This is a genomic window from Dasania marina DSM 21967 (assembly GCF_000373485.1).
GTDB lineage: Bacteria > Pseudomonadota > Gammaproteobacteria > Pseudomonadales > Dasaniaceae > Dasania > Dasania marina.
Genome location: NZ_KB891575.1, coordinates 72,973 through 94,151, shown reverse-complemented (window position 1 = coordinate 94,151; position 21,179 = coordinate 72,973). Strand labels below are relative to the sequence as shown.

12 protein-coding genes are annotated in these 21,179 nt (G+C 45.0%); 7 read left to right on the top strand and 5 right to left on the bottom strand.

Going from position 1 to position 21,179, the window contains the following annotated elements:
- Nucleotides 1–115 precede the first annotated feature (115 nt).
- Nucleotides 116–1,057: a LysR substrate-binding domain-containing protein gene (locus tag B067_RS0100350; protein ID WP_019528050.1), complete on the top strand. Its 942-nt coding sequence runs from the start codon at nucleotides 116–118 to the stop codon at nucleotides 1,055–1,057.
- Between the two features lie 53 nt (nucleotides 1,058–1,110).
- On the opposite strand, the gene B067_RS0100345 is transcribed toward B067_RS0100350, so the two are convergent.
- Entirely contained in the window at nucleotides 1,111–1,833 is a 723-nt protein-coding gene (locus B067_RS0100345) for a DUF599 domain-containing protein (protein WP_019528049.1), read from the bottom strand.
- A gap of 221 nt (nucleotides 1,834–2,054) precedes the next feature.
- On the opposite strand from B067_RS0100345, the gene B067_RS0100340 reads away from it, so the two are divergent.
- Nucleotides 2,055–4,463 (top strand): TonB-dependent receptor, encoded by a 2,409-nt coding sequence (locus B067_RS0100340; RefSeq protein ID WP_019528048.1) that lies wholly within the window; start codon nucleotides 2,055–2,057, stop codon nucleotides 4,461–4,463.
- 120 nt (nucleotides 4,464–4,583) lie between these two features.
- Here B067_RS0100340 and B067_RS0100335 read toward each other — a convergent pair whose 3' ends face one another.
- Complete coding sequence (locus tag B067_RS0100335) at nucleotides 4,584–5,420, bottom strand: LuxR family transcriptional regulator (RefSeq protein ID WP_019528047.1); 837 nt, start codon at nucleotides 5,418–5,420, stop codon at nucleotides 4,584–4,586.
- 206 nt (nucleotides 5,421–5,626) lie between these two features.
- Between B067_RS0100335 and B067_RS0100330 the strand changes: the two genes are divergently transcribed.
- Entirely contained in the window at nucleotides 5,627–6,808 is a 1,182-nt protein-coding gene (locus B067_RS0100330) for an MFS transporter (RefSeq protein WP_026244314.1), read from the top strand.
- 155 nt (nucleotides 6,809–6,963) lie between these two features.
- The gene (locus B067_RS21060) at nucleotides 6,964–9,963 is read left to right on the top strand and encodes an EAL domain-containing protein (protein ID WP_083921327.1); all 3,000 of its coding nucleotides are present in this window, start codon (nucleotides 6,964–6,966) and stop codon (nucleotides 9,961–9,963) included.
- Between the two features lie 7 nt (nucleotides 9,964–9,970).
- Here the strand turns inward: B067_RS21060 and B067_RS0100320 are convergent, their stop codons facing one another.
- Nucleotides 9,971–10,867, bottom strand: coding sequence for a LysR family transcriptional regulator (locus B067_RS0100320; protein WP_019528044.1), 897 nt, complete (start codon nucleotides 10,865–10,867; stop codon nucleotides 9,971–9,973).
- Between the two features lie 203 nt (nucleotides 10,868–11,070).
- On the opposite strand from B067_RS0100320, the gene B067_RS0100315 reads away from it, so the two are divergent.
- A complete protein-coding gene (locus B067_RS0100315; RefSeq protein WP_019528043.1) occupies nucleotides 11,071–12,483 on the top strand; it encodes an aminotransferase in 1,413 nt (470 codons plus the stop codon).
- A gap of 182 nt (nucleotides 12,484–12,665) precedes the next feature.
- Here B067_RS0100315 and B067_RS0100310 read toward each other — a convergent pair whose 3' ends face one another.
- Nucleotides 12,666–14,249: a tetratricopeptide repeat-containing sulfotransferase family protein gene (locus B067_RS0100310; RefSeq protein WP_019528042.1), complete on the bottom strand. Its 1,584-nt coding sequence runs from the start codon at nucleotides 14,247–14,249 to the stop codon at nucleotides 12,666–12,668.
- 310 nt (nucleotides 14,250–14,559) lie between these two features.
- On the opposite strand from B067_RS0100310, the gene B067_RS0100305 reads away from it, so the two are divergent.
- Both B067_RS0100305 and B067_RS0100300 read left to right on the top strand, forming a co-directional pair.
- Entirely contained in the window at nucleotides 14,560–16,953 is a 2,394-nt protein-coding gene (locus tag B067_RS0100305) for a TonB-dependent receptor (protein ID WP_019528041.1), read from the top strand.
- Nucleotides 16,954–17,256: 303 nt separating this feature from the next.
- Nucleotides 17,257–19,656 (top strand): TonB-dependent receptor, encoded by a 2,400-nt coding sequence (locus B067_RS0100300; protein WP_156820717.1) that lies wholly within the window; start codon nucleotides 17,257–17,259, stop codon nucleotides 19,654–19,656.
- A gap of 179 nt (nucleotides 19,657–19,835) precedes the next feature.
- Here B067_RS0100300 and B067_RS0100295 read toward each other — a convergent pair whose 3' ends face one another.
- Entirely contained in the window at nucleotides 19,836–21,068 is a 1,233-nt protein-coding gene (locus B067_RS0100295) for an NAD(P)/FAD-dependent oxidoreductase (protein ID WP_019528039.1), read from the bottom strand.
- Between the last annotated feature and the right edge of the window lie 111 nt (nucleotides 21,069–21,179).

The following is a 21,179-nucleotide window of genomic DNA, read 5'->3' as shown; positions in this document are numbered from 1 at the left end:
AGGTTATTAATACAATGCGCCCAGCTTAGTGCGATGGTCGTTGCGGTAAAATCAATTTGTTCTTATCATGCCATTACCTCAGCTTATGACAGGGCCTCTAGGCCTGAGAATAAACATGACCCTACGCAACCCCAAACTTGACCTACTCAACACCTTTGCCCGCGCCGCCTACCACGGCAACTTTACCCGTGCCGCTAACGAGCTGTGTATTACTCAGGCGGCTGTTAGTAGGCAAATAGGGATATTGGAAGAGCAATTAGGCATAGCGTTGTTTGTGCGTAGCAATAGGGGGATTAGCCTCACCGAAGCTGCCAAACCGCTGTATGCGATTTTGCAGCAGTCACTGGCGGATATAGGGCAGGAGGTTAACCGCATCCACCAGATGAGCAACCAAGAGACTATGCGTTTGAGTTTGGCGATAGACTGCGCCTTTGCCGACACTTGGTTTAAAAAACGCTTTGCCCAATTTCGCCAGCAGCACGCCAATATGCAAATTGAGTTGCAGTTAATCACCGATAGCAGGCCTAAGCCCAATGTTGATGTGCAAATTATTTATGCGATAGACGATAAACCGCTGCAGGGGCCGGGTTTTGTTAGTGAGGGTATTTATCAGCCCATGGACTTTGTAGTGTGCAGCCCCAATATCATTAGTAAGGCCACGCCTTTACAGGCACTGAGTGATTTAAAGCAACACAGCTTATTGCATGAATTTACCACCGAGCTTTGGCCTAATTGGTTGCAGCATATGGGGGTGAGCGATATAGAGACTAGCCAAGGCGCTATCGTGCATGACGCCTTATTGTGTTTAGAAATGGCCGCCAATGGCGAGGCGGTAATACTCAGTGATGATTTGGTAGCGGCTGATTACTTAGCCGATGGCCGTTTAATCAAACCGCTGCCCCATGTACGCGCCAATGAAGCCAAAATTTATTTAGTGCAAAACACCCAGCAAGCTCACAACCCTGCAGCTTTTGCTTTTAGGCAATGGTTGCTGGCGGAACTGGCTAAACACCAGCAGGTGTTTGCCGAACTACGGCAACAGGCGGTTTACACTTAGTCTAGTCTTAGTCTTAGTGTTAGTGTTAGTGCAAGGGCAAGGGGGCGCAGAACTTAGTCTTTATTCATCTTTGCTAAAGCTCGTAATGTCACCAAGGGCTTAGAGTGAAACTCGCGGTGATAGAGCACCGCAACAACTAGCGCGGTAGCGCCCATAAATAACCACTGGCTGATAAACCAAGGGAAGATGGCCATGGCAAAATAATAAGCGCGCAAACCGTAGTTATAGGTATGGCTGGCTTGGTCTATCAGTTTGGCAGTATAGCGTGCGTATTGGTTGCGATGTTGTTCTGAGATGGCTTCATCTTTACGCAGCGGGGCGGCACCCATCAGTACGCTAGAAAATCCAAACTGGCGCATGGCCCAGGTAAAGGTGAAAAAGGCGTACACAAAAATACAGCACAGCACCATCACGCGCAGTTGTATTTCGGATTCGCTAGTCTGCTCAAAAAAAGGCACTTGCGCCAGCAGTTGGTAAATGGTGCTGATATTGGGGATAACCGCTAATAAACCTGCCAACACCAGTATGGTAGTCGAGGCAAAAAAACTCACCTGCCGCTCTATATTTGAAATTAACGCGGCATCGGCTACCAGGGATTCGCGGTTGAGCAGGGTTTTCATCCAGCTTACCCGGTGGTCGTGTAATACCGACGACAAGCTATGGCTGCGCTTAGCCATATAGTGGGCAAAATAGCTGTAACCTACCCAGCACAATAAAAACCAGCCCAAGCTTAGGGCATTACTCCAATGAAAGGTTTGTAAGAAGCTTAACGTCATTTTGCACCCTGTTTTTGTGTCGCGTTAGTGTATCAGCTCCACTTATTATGCCAATAGACTGTGAAGGTTTTATGTATGGCCCCGGCCTGTGGGTGTTAGGGCGAGTAACGAAATGGTGTTATATAGCGCCAGCACAATCTTCTATATCGTTTTTGTTTTAATCATAGTGGCATATTGCCTAAGTGCAGCTGCCAAATAATAAAACGAATAGGGGAATAAGCATGGCTCAGTCTATCCTTAAGCGCTCGGTATTAGCTACGGCTGTGGGTGTCATTAGTGCTGCCAGCGCAATGCCTGCGTACAGCGCAAATTTACTAGAAGAAGTCACCGTTACGGCCACGCGCCGTGCCGAAAGTACTATGGATGTGCCCTACAATATTTCTGCCACCACCTCCGATGCCTTAGAGCAGCAAGGCATTACCGACTTTAGCAAACTGGCGCGCAGCGTGGCCGGCCTAACCTATGTGGACTCCGGCCCTAGGGAAGCCGGTATAAACAGCGGCTTAATTATTCGCGGCCTAAGCAGCGGCGGTGATCCCTCCAGCGATACCGCCTCCTTAGCATCACCTACCGTATCGGTATACATAGGCGAAACGCCTTTATTTGTGAACCTGCATTTAAAAGATATAGAGCGGGTAGAAGTGTTGCGCGGGCCGCAGGGTACCTTATATGGCTCTGGCTCTTTGGGCGGCACGATACGCCATATTCCGGTAAAGCCAGACCCCAGTGAGTTTAGTGCCGAAGTAGGCACGCGGCTATCGACTACCGATGAAGCCAGCGGTGTTAACTCAGACACTTACGCCATCGTCAATCTGCCGTTAGGGGATAGCGTTGCCCTGCGTGCGGTAGCGGGTTATGTAGAAAATCAAGGTTATATAGACGCCAATAATTTGCAGCGCTTAGATGCGAATGGCCAGCCGCTGTTACAAGGCGGTTTTTTTAACCCCGCCGCGGCCACACAAAACAGCCGTAAAAAAGACAGCAATGGCGATAATGTTAAACACGTGAGACTGTCTGCACTGTGGGATGTTAGTGATACCGTACAGCTATTGTTAACCCATCAACAGCAAGAAGATGAAGCCGATGGCCGCGCTGCTGCCGGGGCAGAGGCTTTTGGTGGTGGTGACTTGGCTCATGCCAACCGTTACTTAGAACCCTTAGAGCGCGAACTCAGCCTAACGGCCTTAGACGTGGAATGGGATATGGGTTTTGCGACCCTAAGCTCTAGCAGCTCTAGCTACACCAATGAAAGCAGCGTGCTTAGCGATCAAAGCGGGCTGTATTTAAATGCTGATTTTTGGGCGGCTTACTACGCCATAGGGCCGCGCGATTCGGTGTATGGTGATTACCCGCAAAAAACTGAAGCCTTTGCCCAAGAGTTGCGCATGGTGTCTAACAGCGACGGCCCAATCAACTGGGTGGCCGGTGCGTTTTATCAAAAGCAAAAACAAAATAACGAAACCAATGATATATCCCCCGGCTTTTGGGATTACATGGGTTTTCCTGGGGACTGGGGGCCGGGTTATGCCAGCACCGTCGAGCTAGCTGCCGTGGGCATAGTGAAAGATCAAATTTATAAGCAAATACAAAAAACCGAGTTTACCGACCAAGCGCTGTTTGGCGAGCTCAGCTATCAGTTTAACGATGCCTGGCAGGCCACCTTAGGTATGCGTGCCTTTGAGCAAGAGTACCTATCTACCGGTACTATTTATTTGCCTCAATGCGGTGTGGCTTGCTCTAACGATAATGCCAGCCCCTTGGGTTTAACCGGTGGTAGCATTAAAAAAACCTTTAACGATCAAATTTTTAAATTTAATGTTTCTTATAATATTAACGAAGATATGATGGCCTACGCTACTTGGGCGGAAGGTTTTCGCCACGGTGGCACCAATGGTATACCGACCTCGGACGTTACCCCTAACGCGCCTTTTGCTGAAGCGGCGGCCTTGGCCGGTTATGAATCAGACTTAGCCACCAACTGGGAGGCCGGTATTAAAGGCACCTTAATGGATGGCAGTGTGCGCTTTTCGGCGGCGGGATTTTTCATCGAGTGGCAAGATATACAGATTGATGCCGCCTCACCGGTGGGTGCCTTTCCGGTAATTGTTAACGGCGAAACCGCTGAATCTAAAGGAGTGGAGCTGGAGTTAATAATGGCCGTTACCGAGTCATTAACGGCGACAGTGGGCTATGCCTATACCGACGCACAGCTTAGCGATGATTTTGCCGCGGGTGGCGTGGCCGGTTTTGATGGTGATAGCTTGCCGGGCGTGCCCGACCATGCTGGATCCTTATCGTTTAATTATTTGCAGCCTATCAATCAAAATCTGGAGTTGAGTTATAACCTCAATGGCTCGTTTATTAGCAGCACCAAAACCGCGCTTAATAAACAAGACCCTAACTACAGTGAAACAGCCGGTTATGCGCTATGGGATGCTTCTGTTATTTTGCAGGCGGAGCAATGGTCGGCGACCTTGTTTGTAGATAACCTAGCCAACAAGCAAAACTACAGTTATGGCCGCGGTGCGTTTTACAATAATACGGCCGATAACGCGCAAGCAGGCCGCGACCTGTATAGCTTTGTCAATCGCCCGCGCACAATAGGCTTAGGTTTTAAATATAAGTTTTGAAATACCAGTTTTAAAATATAAGTTTTAAACAATTAGTTTTAAAGTAATAATTTTAAGATATGCAAAGTAAAAAGGGAGGCTGATCAGCCTCCCTTTTTTTATGCCAGATTAACCGTGCTGTTAAATATAATCTTTCAAAGGGTCTACCCCTAATTGTTTTTCGCCGGAGGCCAGTGAGCCTATAAATAAGGAAAATAATTCTGGCTGCGAACTGATGTCCAGTTTTTGATAGAGATGGCGCCTATGCACCTTCACGGTTTCCATAGAGATGAGTAATTTGCTAGCCATAGCCTTGGTGGAATAGCCATGCAGTATATGTTGGGCAACTTCACATTCTCTGGCGGTGAGCACGCTGCTACCAAAGTGAGTAAACGCCGAGGCGATATTTTGGTGAAAACCGGGTTTGCCCTGGGGCTGCGGCTGGGCGCTAAAGTGCTGTGCTATTACGCTAGTCACCCAAGGGGCGATGACGTGGAGTACTTCTGCCTGCTCATCACTAAAAGGGGTTTTGCTGGCCAGCGACAGCGAGGCGGTTTGCTGCTGTGGCAATTGCACTAAGTAGTTGAACTCATCCACTAATTGGCAGTGCTGATAATAATTAAAATAATATTCACTTTTGTGAAATAAGTCGGGCACCACCTCGCTCAAACGATACAGCTTAGTGGCGCAGCCGCTGCGGCTGGCTTGGTAAAACGGGTCTAGCAAATAAGCCCCTTCGTAATAATTATCTAGGCTGGCGGATGGCGCCCAAGGGCCATCGTTATCGGGCAGGTAAACCGTGCTGGGTGCACTATTATGGGGGTAGATGATTAATACCGGCGCATCGGCCGTCACCAAAAATCCTATGGCGTCTAATAGCTGCTTACCCCATAGCTCGCTGCCTATGGCCTGCGTGGTGCTGGCTATCTGTTGGTACCACTGGGGGCTACAGAGCTTATCGCGTATCAGTTGGCTCATGGTTAGGGGCTCGGGTTAAGGCTCAGAGTTAAATCTACATAGGGGAGCTAGGTATGGATGATAGCACTGCCCTAAGCCTAGGCTAAAGGCTGCTACCTCACCCTAAGGGGTTATACCCACGGGTTGGCGCTATCCCTACATTAGCTCTACATTGGCGGGCTAGCCTGTTATTGCGAACCGTCACTCTATAGATGTTGAATTTAATAATGAAAAAAAATACTACTCTGTTTGATAACCCCAAGGCCATTACTGCTGCCATAGTCTTTAGTTTTATAGGCAATGCCGTATTTATGGGTATGCCCATGTTGGTGGGGGCGCTGTCGGATAATTTAGGATTTAGTGCTCAGCAGGTGGGGTGGTTGGCCTCGGCGGATTTAGGCGGTATGTGCGCCTCATCCATACTTACCTCACTGCTGGTGGCTAGGGTTAATCGCCGTTACTTAGTGGCGCTGGGGGTGGTGATAGCGGTATTGGCTAATTATGCCGCCAGCCTGTTTCACGATTTTGAAACTTTATTTTCTTTGCGTGTATTGGCGGGATTTGGCAGCGGTATTTGCTATGCCACGGGAGTGGCTAGCTTAGCGGGTAGCCATAATACCGGCCGCAATTTTAGTATTTTGATGTTTGCCCTAGTGGCGATTAATGCCATAGAGCTGTATTCCTTTCCTATCTTGTCGGCGCGCTGGGGGGTGAATGGTATATTCTTGGCTTTTGCTGGTTCGTTTGTGTTGGCGCTGTGCTTCATCGGCTGGTTACCTGCGCGTGCAGCTGAGCAGGCTTTGGTTGAGAAAGGTACTAAGCAAGCCCCGGCAGTGCCCGCCTATTTACCCTGGTTATGCTTGTTAGCCGTAGCCTGTTTTTATATCACCATAGGTTCTTATTGGTCGTTTATAGAAAGGGCGGGGGTAGATGCAGGTTTGAGTGATAGCTTTATCGCTAATGTGCTAACAGCCGGTACGATTTGCACCTTATTAGGTTGTTTTGCGGCTACTGCATTAAGCACCAGGTTGGGGCAGTCCAAGCCTTTAATTGCGGCCCTAGCGGGCATGACCTTAACCTTGCTGATGCTATCCACGGGTATAAACGCATTAAGCTATATAGCTGGCACCATGTTGTTTAATTTTATGTGGTTGTTTACCGACATATATCAACTGGGCACCTTGAGTAATATGGACCACAGTGGCCGCTATGTCGCCTTGGTACCCGCCGCTCAAGGGTTTGCCCAAACCTTAGGCCCCAGCATGGCTGGCGGCATGTTAGCGGCCAATATGGGTTATGGATCAGTGATGATTATGGGGGCTTTGGGTAGCTTTGCGGCGTTTTTACTTTATATTTTTGTTTATTCCATTTTGAAGCGGACCACCCCCGCGATTGCCGATGCACAATAAGCTATGCGGCGAATAATAGGCCACGTTGCAGCTATTAATTGCTTGGTGGGCAATATATCTATGTAACAAATTAGGCTAAGCTAATAGGCATTAATCATCATTTACAGCACACAAAGGGTGAGCTGTTCATAGTTTGAGCGCTCCCTACACACTTTATGCCGAATTCAGATACTGTTCATATTAATTACCTCAGCCATGCCCTGCGAGCTTTACGTTTGTCGGTACCGATGAGTGTTGCTGAGCTGTCAGCATGTATTGATATTGCTGAAACCAAGATAAAAGACTTTGAGAGTGGTAAGCCTTCTCTTAGTGATATTGAGTTAAAGAGAATGAGCCAGTTTTTAGAGTTACAAAGCCATAAACCTGCGCTGCCAGAGTGTGGTGTGCCGCAGCAATCCTTACAGCAAAGAGTGGTAAAGCAAAATGAGGCTTTGCGATTTTTAGGCAAGCATGACGATATAAATAAAGGGCATGTAAATGCCGCTATTGAGCTGATTTGTGTAACTGCGGCAAAAGTTTTTCAAAACGAATATACCGGTATTTGGTTGCTAAACGATAACAGGGATTATTTAGAAGCCATCGATGAATATGTGCTTAGTAAAGATAATCACGAACCAGAAGATCACTATAACCAAGAGCAGTTTCCCGAATGGTTTGCCAAATTTGATGGCCAGCGTAGTGTTATTAGTGACTCTTCTGTTAATGACGACGAGCAAGAATTTGATGAAGAGCGCGAGAGATGGCAGATAGAAGCCACCATAGATACGCATATTTCTTTTGAAGGCGAAATAGTTGGAATTATTTCTAGTGAGGATATTAAGCCCAGGCAATGGCAAACAGACGAGATTAGTTTTCATACGCAGCTAGCAGATCTGGTGTCGCGGGTGTTAACTAACAATAATAATAGAGAATTAAAGCAGCAGATTCTAGATCAAAAGAAAAGAGTGGCCGAGCAACAAAAAGCAATTATGGCTATTATTGGGAATCCTTCTATTGTGGCCGGCAAGGTAGAGCCGGCTTTTGATTTTATTTGTACGCAAGTTGGCCGTTTGTTGAATTGTAGCGTGTATATAGGCTTGATTGATGAACAGACGGATATTTTGGTTAACCGATCCTCTTATGGCTATAAGGAAAATAGCATTCTAGATAAGAGTGGTAATTTTGATTTATCGTTAAAAGACGTACCTGTTTATAGAAATGCCTTGGTTAGAGATAGAACAATTACCTCTAGTAATGTGAAGGAGGACTCGCGTTACAATGAGCTGGCAACAATAGCCATGATTGATCAAACTGTTGTTTCATCGGTGGACGCTGGTATACGCATAGAAGGATTATTAGTCGGCGTTTTGACTGTAGACTCTCACGTATATAAAGAGTGGCAGAAAGATGAAGAGGCTTTTATTGGTGAAGTTACTGAGCAAATATCACAGTGCTTGATTAACCAAAAAACTCGACAGGCCGGCTATCAGCTTAAGAGGTTGTCGCGTGCGGTAGAAAGCTCAAGTTCAGCGCTGTTAGTCGTTAATGACACCCTAGATATAGTCTACGCCAATCACAAGGCGGGTGATTTGTTCTCTGCTGAAGGTCCTACTTTGCAGGGTGTTAGTTTAAGGGATATGGCGGTGGCTAGTGAGTCATCGGCAGAGCTTTTTCACTTATTAACGGCTATTAATAAGAAAAAATACTGGCGCGGCGAGTTAGAGATAGTTAGCGAGAAAGGTGAAAAGCAATGGGTGTCCGCCACTGTTTCACCGGTAAAAATTGCCGATAGTACCACTAGTGAATATGTCGTGGTCTGCGATGATGTCAGTGAGCTAAAAGCCGCCCATAAAGAGATGGAGCGCATGGCTTTTTATGATGCGTTAACCGGTTTAGTCAATAGGCGTTTATACAAAGAGCGCTTAGAGCAGAGCTTGTTAGCAGCGCAGCGTCATGACAATCAATTGGCGGTATTATTTTTAGATTTAGATAGATTTAAACTTATTAATGACACACTGGGTCATGAGGTAGGCGATAAACTACTTAAGATTGTCGCTAAGCGCTTGGAAAGTTGCGTGGGCGAGGGTGATACAGTTGCGAGATTAGGTGGTGATGAATTCACGATATTGCTAAACGATGTGCTTGATAAAAATACTGTGTCCAGCATAGCTAAAAAATTGATAACAGCCATACGTGCGCCCATTATTATTGAGGGTGAAACCATTAGTGTTACCACCAGTATTGGTGTGAGTTTGTTTCCTGCCGATGGCGAAGAAGGCTCGCAGTTGATGAAAATGGCTGATATGGCCATGTATAACGCAAAAACAAAAGGTAGAAACTCCTACGAGTTTTACCATAAAAACTTGGATATCTTTAGTAAAGAGCGCTTGGGTTTAGAGCATGATTTGCGACAGGCATTAGCGCAAGATCAGTTTTTTATAGAGTACCAACCCATTATTAACGCCAAAACCCAAGCCATTAACTCGGTAGAGGCATTAATACGTTGGCAGCATCCCGAGAAGGGTTTAATAGAGCCCTTAGCGTTTATCCCTATTGCTGAAGATATAGGGCTTATTAATGATATCGGTGCTTGGGTATTGTTGGTAGCCTGTAAAGATTTAAAAAGAATGCAGCAACAGCAGCCGCATTTAAAAATGTCTGTGAATATCTCCGCCAATCAATTCAATGCCCTTAATTTTGTGGAGAAGGTTTCAGGGGCGCTAGCGACAGCGGATGTTGAGGGTAAGTATTTGGTGTTAGAAATTACTGAAAGTATGTTAATTAACGATATAGACAGATCGGTAGAGTTACTGGAAAAAATCCGCACACTAGGGGTGACGATATCGATTGATGACTTTGGTACCGGCTATTCCTCGTTAGGGTACTTAAAGCGTTTGCCCATTGATAATATAAAAATTGACCGATCTTTCGTTGAGCATATACATACCGATAGCCATGACTGTGATTTAGCGACAGCAGTTATCGACATGGCCCATAGCCTGAGCCTTGATGTAATTGCGGAAGGTGTAGAGGATAAACAGCAGGAAGATATATTAAAGAGCCACGGCTGCGAATATTACCAAGGGTTTTTGTACGCTAAGCCCTGTAGTTTTGAATCGCTGAGTGAGTTTTTGAGCCTAAACCCTGCAGAGCACGTTAAAAAAACTGCAGGTTAAGCTAGGTTTATATCTGAAAATTAGCCTTGCAGAAATCCAAGAATACTTCTGAACGCTTAGGCAGGCGCACATTGGCTGCTCTGGCTACCACCAACGATAAGGGTCTAGCATCTTCAGCCAAAGGAATGGTGACTATGCTAGAGCCGTCGTAACAAATATTGGTTTGCGGCGATAGGTTTACTATCGAATAACCGTAGCCATTACCCACTAAACTTCGCACTAATTCAAAGCTGCCAGTGCGGTGGCGAATCAGCGGTTTAAAACCGTGGCCGTCAAACAGCGATTGAAAGTATTCGCGGCTGTGAGGCAGGTCCAGCAGCACCATGGGTTCGTGTTCTAAGTCTTTAAACGTTAAGGTTTTTTTCTTGGCGAGCCTATGGTCTGAAGGCAGTATCACCTTGGGGGTGAGCTGCGCTAACTCGTGTATTGCTATCCTATCGCTAAGCCCTAAGTCATACACAAAAGCCAGTTCGGTTTTACCCGAGAGCAGGGATTGGCTGATTTCTTCTATATTACCTTCATTCAGTGCAAAACTAACATCGGGATAAATTTCATTAAACCGGTTGATCAGCTTGGGAATATACAGCGGTGCCAAGGTGACAAAACAACCTAAATTGATGGCCCCGATTAACGACTCGCTGTGTTCCTTAATATGGCTTTGCACTTCTTCTGCGTGGCGTATCAGTTGGCCGGCCTCAATTAATAAATCACTGCCGGCTTGGGTGAGTGATACCCCTTTGGCGTGGTGACGTATTAGCAACTGCACGCCGAAATATTCTTCCAACTGATTGATAGCGTTAGAGATGGCGGGTTGGGATACAAACAGATGCTCACTGGCGACAGTGACGTTGCCGTGTTCCGCAACAGCGAGGAAATAACGTAATTGTTTTAGGGTAAATTTCATAATATTTAGTTATTTCTTAGGCGAATATGATCAAAGAATATTATCTATTGAAGGATTTAGCTAGTCGGCCTGCATAATAAAAAGTTATCTATCGTAATGATATTTAATATTTTACAGATTTAGCGGCAGTATTCACACTCGAGCATAAACCTTACTTCCATACTGTGAAATAAGGGCGACAGATGATGATTAACCCATACTAGGTGACACAATTGAAAGACTTCTCTAAGTATCAAACCAGCGAGCTGCATGCCAAAGACATAAAACACAATATGCACCCCTTTACCGACTTTTCCACCTTTAAAGACGAAGGCTCTTTAATTATGGCGGAGTCAGAAGGCGCCTATGTGTATGATACCGAAGGTAATAAGTATCTAGACGGCATCGCTGGGCTTTGGTGTGTAAACATAGGTTACGCCAATGCGGAAATGGGCGAGGCCATGGCCGAGCAAACACGCCGCATCCCCTATTACTCCAGCTTTGGTCACCTGACCACACCGCCTGCTGCTGAGTTGGCAGAAAAGTTAGTCTCATTAGCTCCCAGTAATCTAAATCATGTATTTTTTGGTACCGGCGGCTCTATGTCTAATGACACCGCCGTGCGCATGATCCATTTTTACTTTAACCGCCTAGGTAAAAAAGACAAAAAACAAATTATTACCCGCACCGATGGCTATCACGGTAGCACCTATTTGGCGATGAGCTTAACCGGCGTTGAGTTCGATCACATAGGCTTTGATTTAGCCCCTGACTTAGTACACCGGGTATCGGCGCCCGACGTTTACCGTCGCCCCGATGGTATGACAGAGGCTGAGTTCTGTGACTTTTTGGTGGATGAGCTAGAGCAAAAAATCCTAGCCATAGGCCCCGAGCGGGTTGCCGCTTTCTTCGCCGAGCCTATAGCGGGTGCCGGTGGTGTATTAGTGCCACCCGAGGGCTACCACAAACGCATTGCCGACGTGTGTAAAAAGTATCAAGTGTTTTTGGTGTCGGATGAGGTGGTTACCGCCTTTGGTCGCTTGGGCGAAATGTTTAGCTCTGAGACTATATTTGGTTTTCAGCCAGACATTATTACCTGTGCCAAGGGTTTAACCTCGGGTTATATTCCACTATCTGCCAATTTAATCTCTGATGAAATTTACGATGTCATTAGTGTGCCACAAGCTAAGGGAGCCATGTTTACCCACGGCTTTACCTACTCTGGTCACCCGGTTAGCTGCGCAGTCGGTTTAAAAAATATAGAGATTATGGAACGCATGGATTTATGCGGCCATGTTAAAAAAGTCGGTAAGTATTTTGAAAACCAACTGAAAGAAAAGATATCTACCCTGCCTATAGTGGGTGATGTGCGCGGTAGCCACTTTATGATGTGCGTAGAAAACGTTGCTAATAAAGAAACTAAAGAGCTACTACCTGCCGAAGCCGAGATAGGTAACCGCATAGCCGCCAAGTGTGAACAAGCCGGTGTGTTAATACGCCCCTTGGCCCATAAAAACATTATGTCACCGCCGTTAATCTTAAGTGTGCAAGAGGTGGATACCATAGTGAATACCTTACACAAAGGAATTTGTGATGTGCAGGATGAGCTGATCAGCGAAGGTTTGTGGAAGGGCTAGAAAAGATTAAGGTCCGTTAGGCTCATAAGTACATTGTGCTTATGGGCCTTTTTTTATTTGGCTTCAACGGGCTAACAGGGGGAGTAGTTTTTTATTGTATGTGCGTAAGGCGCTTTCTTGCCAGAAAACGCCTTACGCACTGAGATATCACGCTTTCTATATAAAGTTTTAACTCAGTTGTTTTAGTGCGTTATTGATTCTTCAAAAAAATTCGCTAAAGGCGTTAGCTCTTTTTCGTAATGCCGCCAGTGTTGCTGGCTGCTGCGATATATTTTTTGTTTTACCTGCGCTGCACTGGGGGTAGAGACCGCCTGCTTGGATAGATGAAAGTCTAGTAATTCGGGGTGCCACTCTAAGCCTAAAAATTGCATTAAGGCCTGGCTTTGCGTTACAGGATCACTAACTAAGTCATCGTAGCTTAGGGTGTAAAAACTATTGGGTAGGCATTGCTGCCAGTGGTCGGTGAGCGCTTGATAGCCTAGGTAGTAGCGCCCTAAGTCCTCTAGTGAGTAACTGTAGTTAGCCGAGTTAAAACGAAACAGATGTTTGAAGTTGCTAAAGCAGGCGTCCATAGGGTTACGCTGTATATGTACAAATTTAGCCTGCGGTATAGCTTTGGCAATAGCGCCTACGAGCATAAAGTTAAAGGGGTATTTGTCTATAAAGTAGGGTGTGTCGCCCGTTAAAGGCGCACAGCTTTGTAAATATAATTGGCCTAATTGGTCGTAGTCTAGCGACTCTAAATGCTGGTATCGCGCTAGGCCAGTTTGGCTGGGGTTGCGTTGGCTGCAGGCAGCTTCAAAGAAACGGTTAAAGTGTAGTAGCTCGCCGGCGCTGCTCACTTGCGGGCTGCCATTAATAATTTGCTCTACCAACGTAGTGCCGGTGCGAGGTAGGCCGACAATAAAGATAGGGCAAGCTGCTGGCGTATCACCGGCGCTGCTGTGGGCTAAAAAATCTTGTGTATAACTGTGTGCCAGTTGTTTGAAATAGGCTAAGTCTTCATCAACCTTATAAGGGTGTATTTTTTTATAGGCTAGGCTGCCTTGCTGTAAGTGCTTGAAGCTAGCGGCATAGTCTTGTTGCTTTTCTTTAATTCTGGCAAGGGCGTAATGTAAGTAGATTTGTGCATTAGTGTCGTCACTATAACGATCTAGTACTTTATTTATGTGTGTGATGGTTTTCTCAGGCTGCTCAAGTGTTAGTTGGCTAAGCTGCCAAAAAGCCATGTAATCCTGCGTATTATTCGAGATAGCAGCATTAAAATGCTCAAGCGCCCGTTGGTTGTGATTGTAGAGCTGGTACACCACGGCTAAGTCGTTGTGTATGTTTTTGATAGGCTTTTGCTGGTTACTGTGACTAAGGGCTTTTTCATAGCACGTTAAGGCGCGATCAAAGTCTTTTAACTTGCGGTATACCGTAGCGATAATCACTAGGGTTTCTGGCGTGTCTATCTGTGCGATCTCGAGTTTGTCGACTATCTCTTTTGCCATGCTTAATGCGTGGCATGAAATAGCAATAATACCGTTGCCATGGCTGAGTAGTTTCGCTTGGTAGGCTAGGTAGTGTGTGTTGTTGGCTTGTAAGGCTAGGGCTGACTCTAGGCAAAAATAAGCCTTGCTCAGGTCATTCATTCTTTCATACACAATAGTGGTTAAAAACCACAGGCCGTCATTGCCGGGGTTATTTTTCAGGGCAACTTGTAGCTGGCTTAGGGCTTCCTCTAATAGGCCTTGATCAATAAGTTTTATGATTTTATTACTCATATGTATGCCATGCTGTCGCTGTTATTTTATTATTGATTGTAGGCCAGTATAAACACAGGATGTTATTTAAAGGCAATAATATTGAAGGTCAGCGTTTCGGTTATGTAAATTGTTGCATACATAAGATTAATGTATGCAGACTCCAATAAAATAGTATTTTAAAAAACTCTATTCTCTCCGTAGTCTAAAAATATTGCAGAACAATTAGTAATCAGTTTGTTGATGTTGTTTTGCATCACTTAAAAATATTCCCGCTAGATGTTTTTTTATGTCTAGAGGTGGTTTTTATATAAAAAATAAGATGGGATAGATGATGAAAAAAACGATGACTTTTAAAAAGCTGTCACTGGCAGTTTCTATGGTGGCGGCACAAGCAGCGTTAATACCCGCTGCGTATGCTTTACAAATGGAAGAAGTGGCAGTAACTGCTCGTAAACAAACCGAGTCAGCCCAAGATGTACCTATTGCTATTAGCGCGTTTTCTGGCGCTTTAATGTCGGATTTAGGTGTGTCAGAGTCAGGCGATATCGCTTTGTTTACTCCTAACTTTACTTGGCATACTGAGTTTGGCCGCGCTTCGCCACAGCCTTATATGCGCGGTATAGGTACCAATAACTTCTCGCCTATTAACAATGGCCCTATCGCTATTTATCAAGATAATGTGTTTATAGGCCCCAACGTAGCGCAGGGTTTTGCGACCTTTGATGTAGAGCGCGTAGAAGTGTTAAAAGGCCCTCAGGGTACGCTGTATGGCCGTAACTCTACTGGTGGTTTAATCAACTTTATCTCTGTTAAACCGCAGTTGGGTGCTGGCACGGTAGGTTATTTAAATGCTGAAGTGGGTAGTCATAACACCCGTAACCTTGAAGGTGCGGTAGGTTTTGATTTAGGTGAGTCGGCTGCAGGTAGGTTCTCGTTCTTACGCGCTACCAATGATGGTTATACTGAAAACGTTAACCCAGAAAGCAATGGCGATGCTGGCATAGTTGACGACATAGCCTTGCGTGCCCAGGTGTTAGTAGAGGCGGCTGATGGCCTAAGCATATTAACCAATGTGCACTACGGTAAAGCGGAGCCCGATACGGCGCCGTTTAAAAACGTAGGCCTACAAGATCCCAATAGCTACAACCCAGCTACATATTCTTATGAAGATGCCTGCGCTAATCCTGGGCTAGGTAGCGGTTGTACCGATTTGTATACCGGCTTTGTTGATAATAAAGACTTATACAAAACCTCTAAGGCCGATGACTCTGAAAAAGTAAAAACCATCGGTATTTTTGTTAACGTGGATTACGACATTGATGGCGAAAAATCGCTGCACTCGATTACCTCCTATGATGAGGCCGAGTTACGCCGTTTTGATGATGTAGACGATGGAGCCGTAGGTTTAGAGAATGATTACTACGCCGATGACTTTACCTGGTATAGCCAAGAGCTACGTTTATCTAGCAATACCGATGAAAGCATCTGGCATGCCGGCGCTTACTACTACCATGAAACCGCCGAAGGCACACAAATTTGGACCAATCCTATCTTTGGTGCTGGCGAAGGTAATGAGCATGAAATCGAAACCACTAGCTACGCATTCTTTGGTCAGTACGGCCAAGACCTAAGCGAACGCTGGAGTGTTACCGGTGGCCTGCGTTGGACCTACGAAGAAAAGGACATCAAAAAGTATAATGGCTTTATGCCCTTGGTTAACAACCCCGGTAACTACGGTGACGGCACCTTGTATTCCATGAGTGATGTTTTGGCTGCCGGTGGCATTGATGAGTCTTACGGTATTACCGTAGGTACACCACGGGCAAAAGACTGGGACGAGATTACCGGTAGGCTTTCTTTTGATTACCGCACCGATAACGACAACTTAATCTATGTCTCATTGTCGCGCGGCTTTAAAGGTGGCGATGTTAATGGCGCAGCCTTTTTAGATGACTATATCCCCACTACTGCAGGTGATAATGGCCTAAACCCGGGTTGTGAATTGGCAGCAGGCTCAACTCGCTGTGCTGACTCTGTAACAGCTTTTAATGCCAAGTTAGACCCAGTAGATCCCGAGCTATTAGATGCCTTTGAGGTAGGTTTTAAGGGTGACTTCTTAGACGGCAACCTGCGTGTTAACGGTGCGGTGTTTTACTACGATTATCAAGATCAGCAAAACACTATCTTGTCTCAAATACCCGGTGTGACAGGCCCGCAAGGCAGCACTACCGTGTTGGCCAATGCTGCTAGCACGCAAATGCCAGGTCTGGAATTTGAAATTATTGCAACGCCATCTGAGTCTTGGTACCTGCAATTTAATGGTGGTTGGTTGGATGCGGAATATGATGACTTTGGTGATAATACCGGTAATCAAATTTCACTAACGCCTAAAACCCAGTTCTCAGGTTTAGTACGCTATGACTTTAATCTAGAAGGCGGCGCTATAGTGGCTGTGCAAACCGATGTGTCATGGCAGAGTAAGACCTACTTCCAGCCGACTAATGCCGAGCATTTAGAGCAGGATGCTTATGCCCTGTGGGGAGCAAGAGTATCGTATACCTCATCGGATGATCGCTGGACTACAGCATTATTTGCCAAAAACTTAGGTGGTAAAGAGTATTTTGGTTCAGGTTTCGATGTTAGCTCACTAGGTTACCTTGCTCTTAAACCAGGCGCGCCTCGCTATATTGGTTTAAGTGTTGACTATCAGTTTGGGGGGTAATACGTAGGTATTAGCTGAACGATAGTTAGCAACAAAATGTAAGGTTTTGGGCCAAGGTTAATTTGCTGTGAGGGTAAATGCCTTGGCCCTTTTTTATTCAGGTTTATGTCGATTAAAGTCCGAAAAACTATAGGAATAAGATAAATTAAAGTTATCTTATTCCTATGTATTTTGTATTTTACCTATCTCTTGAACTGATGCACCCTCATAAGGGTACACATGGGGTTAAGCGTATTCTTAATGTCAATAACAGCTCATAAAGAAGCCGCTATAACCACCAAATAATAAGTAAAGGGTGGGGATATGATGAAGACAGTATTCAATAAGCAATTACCGTTAGTTATGGCCATAGGTTTGGCGTCACAAGCCTTGATCGCGCCTCTGGGTCATGCACTAGCATTAGAAGAATTAATAGTTTCTGCGCGTAAGCAGGTTGAAACATCACAGAGCGTTCCAATCGCTATAACGGCTATTTCAGGTGAGATGATGACTAGCCTGGGTGTTAATGAGGCTGGTGATATCGCCTTATACACCCCTAACTTTACCTGGCACACTGAATTTGGTCGTGCGTCGCCCCAGCCGTATATGCGCGGTATAGGCACCAATAACTTTGCGCCTATCAACAACGGCCCTATCGCTATTTATCAAGATGGCGTGTTTATAGGCCCCAATATCGCGCAAGGTTTTGCCACTTTTGATGTAGAGCGTGTTGAGGTATTAAAAGGCCCGCAGGGTACGTTGTATGGTCGTAACTCCACCGGTGGTTTAATTAACTTCATTTCCGTTAAGCCAGAAATTGGTCAAGAAGCTTCGGGTTATATCAATGTAGAGGTGGGCAGCCACGATACTAGAAATTTTGAAGGTGCCTTTGGTTTTAGCATGGGCGATAAATTCGCTGGCCGCTTATCTTTACTGCGTGCCACCAGTGATGGTCCTTTTGATAATATTAACCCCGAGAGCAACGGCAAGGCCGGCATAATTGACGACTTTGCAGCGCGTGCTCAATTGTTATTTGATAATGGTGAAGGCCTAAGTATATTAACCAACTACCACTATGGTAAAGCTGAGCCCGATACCGCGCCCTTCAAGCAAGTAGGCCTGCAAGATCCTAATAGCTATAACCCTGCTAGTTATTCTTATGAAGACGCTTGCGCCAACCCAGGTATAGGCAGCGGTTGTACCGATTTATATACGGGTTTTGTCGAAGATGATGATATTTATAAAACTCAAAAAGCAGATGACTTTGAGCACGTAGATACCGAAGGCGTACTGGTACGGGTAGACTATGAACTGACTTACGATATGTCACTGTATTCAGCGTCTTCATATGATGAGGCTTCTTTGCGTCGTTATGACGATGTCGATGACGGCCCATTTGGTTTAGAGAATGATTACTATGCTGATGATTTTCGTTGGTATAGCCAAGAGTTGGGTATAGCCAACCAAAGTGATGTTTCCATGTGGCACTTAGGTGTCTATTACTACAACGAAAAAGTAGATGGCGCCCAGTTATGGACTAACCCCTTGTTTGGTACCGGTGAGGGTAATGAGCATGCGGTAGAAACCACCAGCTATGCCTTATTTGGTCAATACGATTACGACTTCAATGAAACCTGGGGAGCCACTATAGGTTTACGCTGGAGTTACGAAGAGAAAGATGTTCAGAAGTACAATGGCTTTTTGCCATTTATCAGTAATCCAGGTAACGAAGGCGATGGCCCAATATTTTCTTTAGCGGACGCTAGAGCAGCCGGTGGCATAGATGAGGCGCACGGTGTAACCGTGGGTACACCTAATAAGAAAGACTGGGATCAAATTACCGGCCGTTTCTCAGTGGATTACAATACCGAACAAGGTCACTTAATTTATGCTTCTATAGCTAGAGGCTTTAAAGGTGGTGATGTTAATGGTGCCGCATTCATGGATGAATACGTGCCCGCAGGTGCTAATGGCTGTAGCGCAGGCGATGCCACTAACCCTACGGCAGCGGGGTCAACGCGTTGTCAAAGTTCAGTAGACGCCTTCAATGCCAAATTAGAGCCGGTAGATCCCGAGTTACTTGATGCCTTAGAAATAGGCTTCAAAGGCGACTTTATGGATGGTTCCTTACGGGTAAACGGTGCGGTGTTTTATTATCAATACACCGATCAGCAGAATACCAACTTAATACCTGTGCCGGGCGCGTCTGGGGCTGCTGGTAATACCGCTTCATTAACCAATGCGGGCGAAACTAATATGCCTGGTGTTGAAATAGAAGTGATTGCTACCCCTACTGATGAATGGTATTTGCAGTTTAATGCAGGTTGGGTAGATGCTGAGTACGATAAATTTGAGCCAGATAATTCAGGTAATCAAATTTCTCTTACACCTAAAACACAATTCTCGGGCTTAGTTCGTTACGACTTTGAACTAGAAAGTGGTGCCATTATTGCTGTGCAGGGTGATGTGTCTTGGCAGGGTAAAACCTACTTTCAGCCTACTAATGAGAAGTACTTAGAAGAAGATGCCTATGCAATTTGGGGCAGTAGAGTATCGTATGCCTCTGCCGATGGCCGTTGGACTACGGCGTTGTTCGCTAAAAACCTAACTGATAAAGAGTACTATGGCTCAGGTTTTCAGCTGGACTTCTTAGGCTCTAAGCAGCTTAAACCAGGTTCGCCACGCTATGTAGGTTTAAGCGTTAACTATCAGTTTGGTGGCTAGTTAAGTTTATAATATAAGTGTTAGTAAATAACCAACGGTGACTGATAAAATCGCCGTTGGTTTTTTATTTTTAATAATTTGAGGAAAAGGTGTTAAAGGAAATGGAAAGTTATTTGTTTTTTATAATAACTAAAGTGTCAGATAATACTATTCTAGTTATTGCTCTGATGCTTATATTATTAGGCCTGTATAGTTTTTAATAGTTCTTTCGGTGTCACACTTTCATCGGCTAGCAACTTCGATGGTAAAGATAGTTGTTGGTTAATTAATTTCTTAGCTACCATAAATTCTTGTGGCCTATTAATACAGTCAGCAGCAATTAATGTACCTTCTTTTAAGTAAAATGCTGCAAAGCTTCGACCTCTATTTGGGTTCCCTCGTAAAACCACTTCATCATAGCCTTGATTAAGTCCAACAATTTGCAGTTTTAAATCATATTGGTCTGACCAAAACCAAGGTGCGGTATTATATATTTTGTTTTTTCCGCAGATAGTTGCAGCTGCTGTTTTGGCTTGTTCATTCGCGTTGGCTACCGATTCTAAGCGTAGGTGTTTCTGAAAAAAAGGGTTGAAGTAATTGGCGCAGTCGCCGGCAGAAACAATATCAGGGTCTATGGTTTGACAGTGTTCATTAACGGCCATCCCATTCATTATCTCTAGGCCTGCCTCATTGGCTAGTTCTATGTTCGGTGTTACACCTACACCTATTATAACTAGGTCGGCATCAAATGATTGACCATCTTCGCATATGACCTTACTTACACTCTCCGTTCCTATTAACGCTGAAACAGTCACATCTGTTTTAATTGTTACGCCCTGTTCCTCATGTATGCGAGTATAAAAATCGGATAAAGCAGGTGCGGCAATGCGGGCCAGTATGCGGGGTGCCATTTCTAGCACGGTAACATTAAGTTGCATTTTATGCAGCATAGCGGCGGTCTCTAGGCCTATATATCCACCACCTACAATAACAATATTCTTGGATTTATTGATTTTACTTTTAATGTCGTTAACGTCATCTATTGTACGTAGATACTGTACGCCTTCTAATTGAGCGCCTGGTATTGTAATTTTTCTTACCCTTGCTCCTGTGCAAATAGCAAGTTTATCATAGCTTAGTGTTTCATCGTTTTCTAATTTTAAGATTTTATTTGATCGATCAATAGATTTGACGGTGGTTTCTAATTTGAGATCAATGTTGCTGCTTTCGTAGAACTCTTGTGGTCGTATAAATAATTCATGCGCCGTCTTTTTGCCTGAAAGAAAATCTTTAGAGAGTGGGGGTCTATGATAGGGGGGGATAGATTCATTGCTAATAATTATAATTTTCCCCTCCCAGCCTTCCTGCCTAAGGCTAGGTGCTAGTTGCGCGGCGGTATGACTGCCGCCAATAATTATGCATGTTTTAGGCATCGTGTGTCCTTGTCGTTAATGTTGTAAGGTGGGTTTTATGATAGATACTATCTATGTAAAATAATGCTAGTCTGCGTGATATTTATGTTCTTGTATAATATTAAATTACAT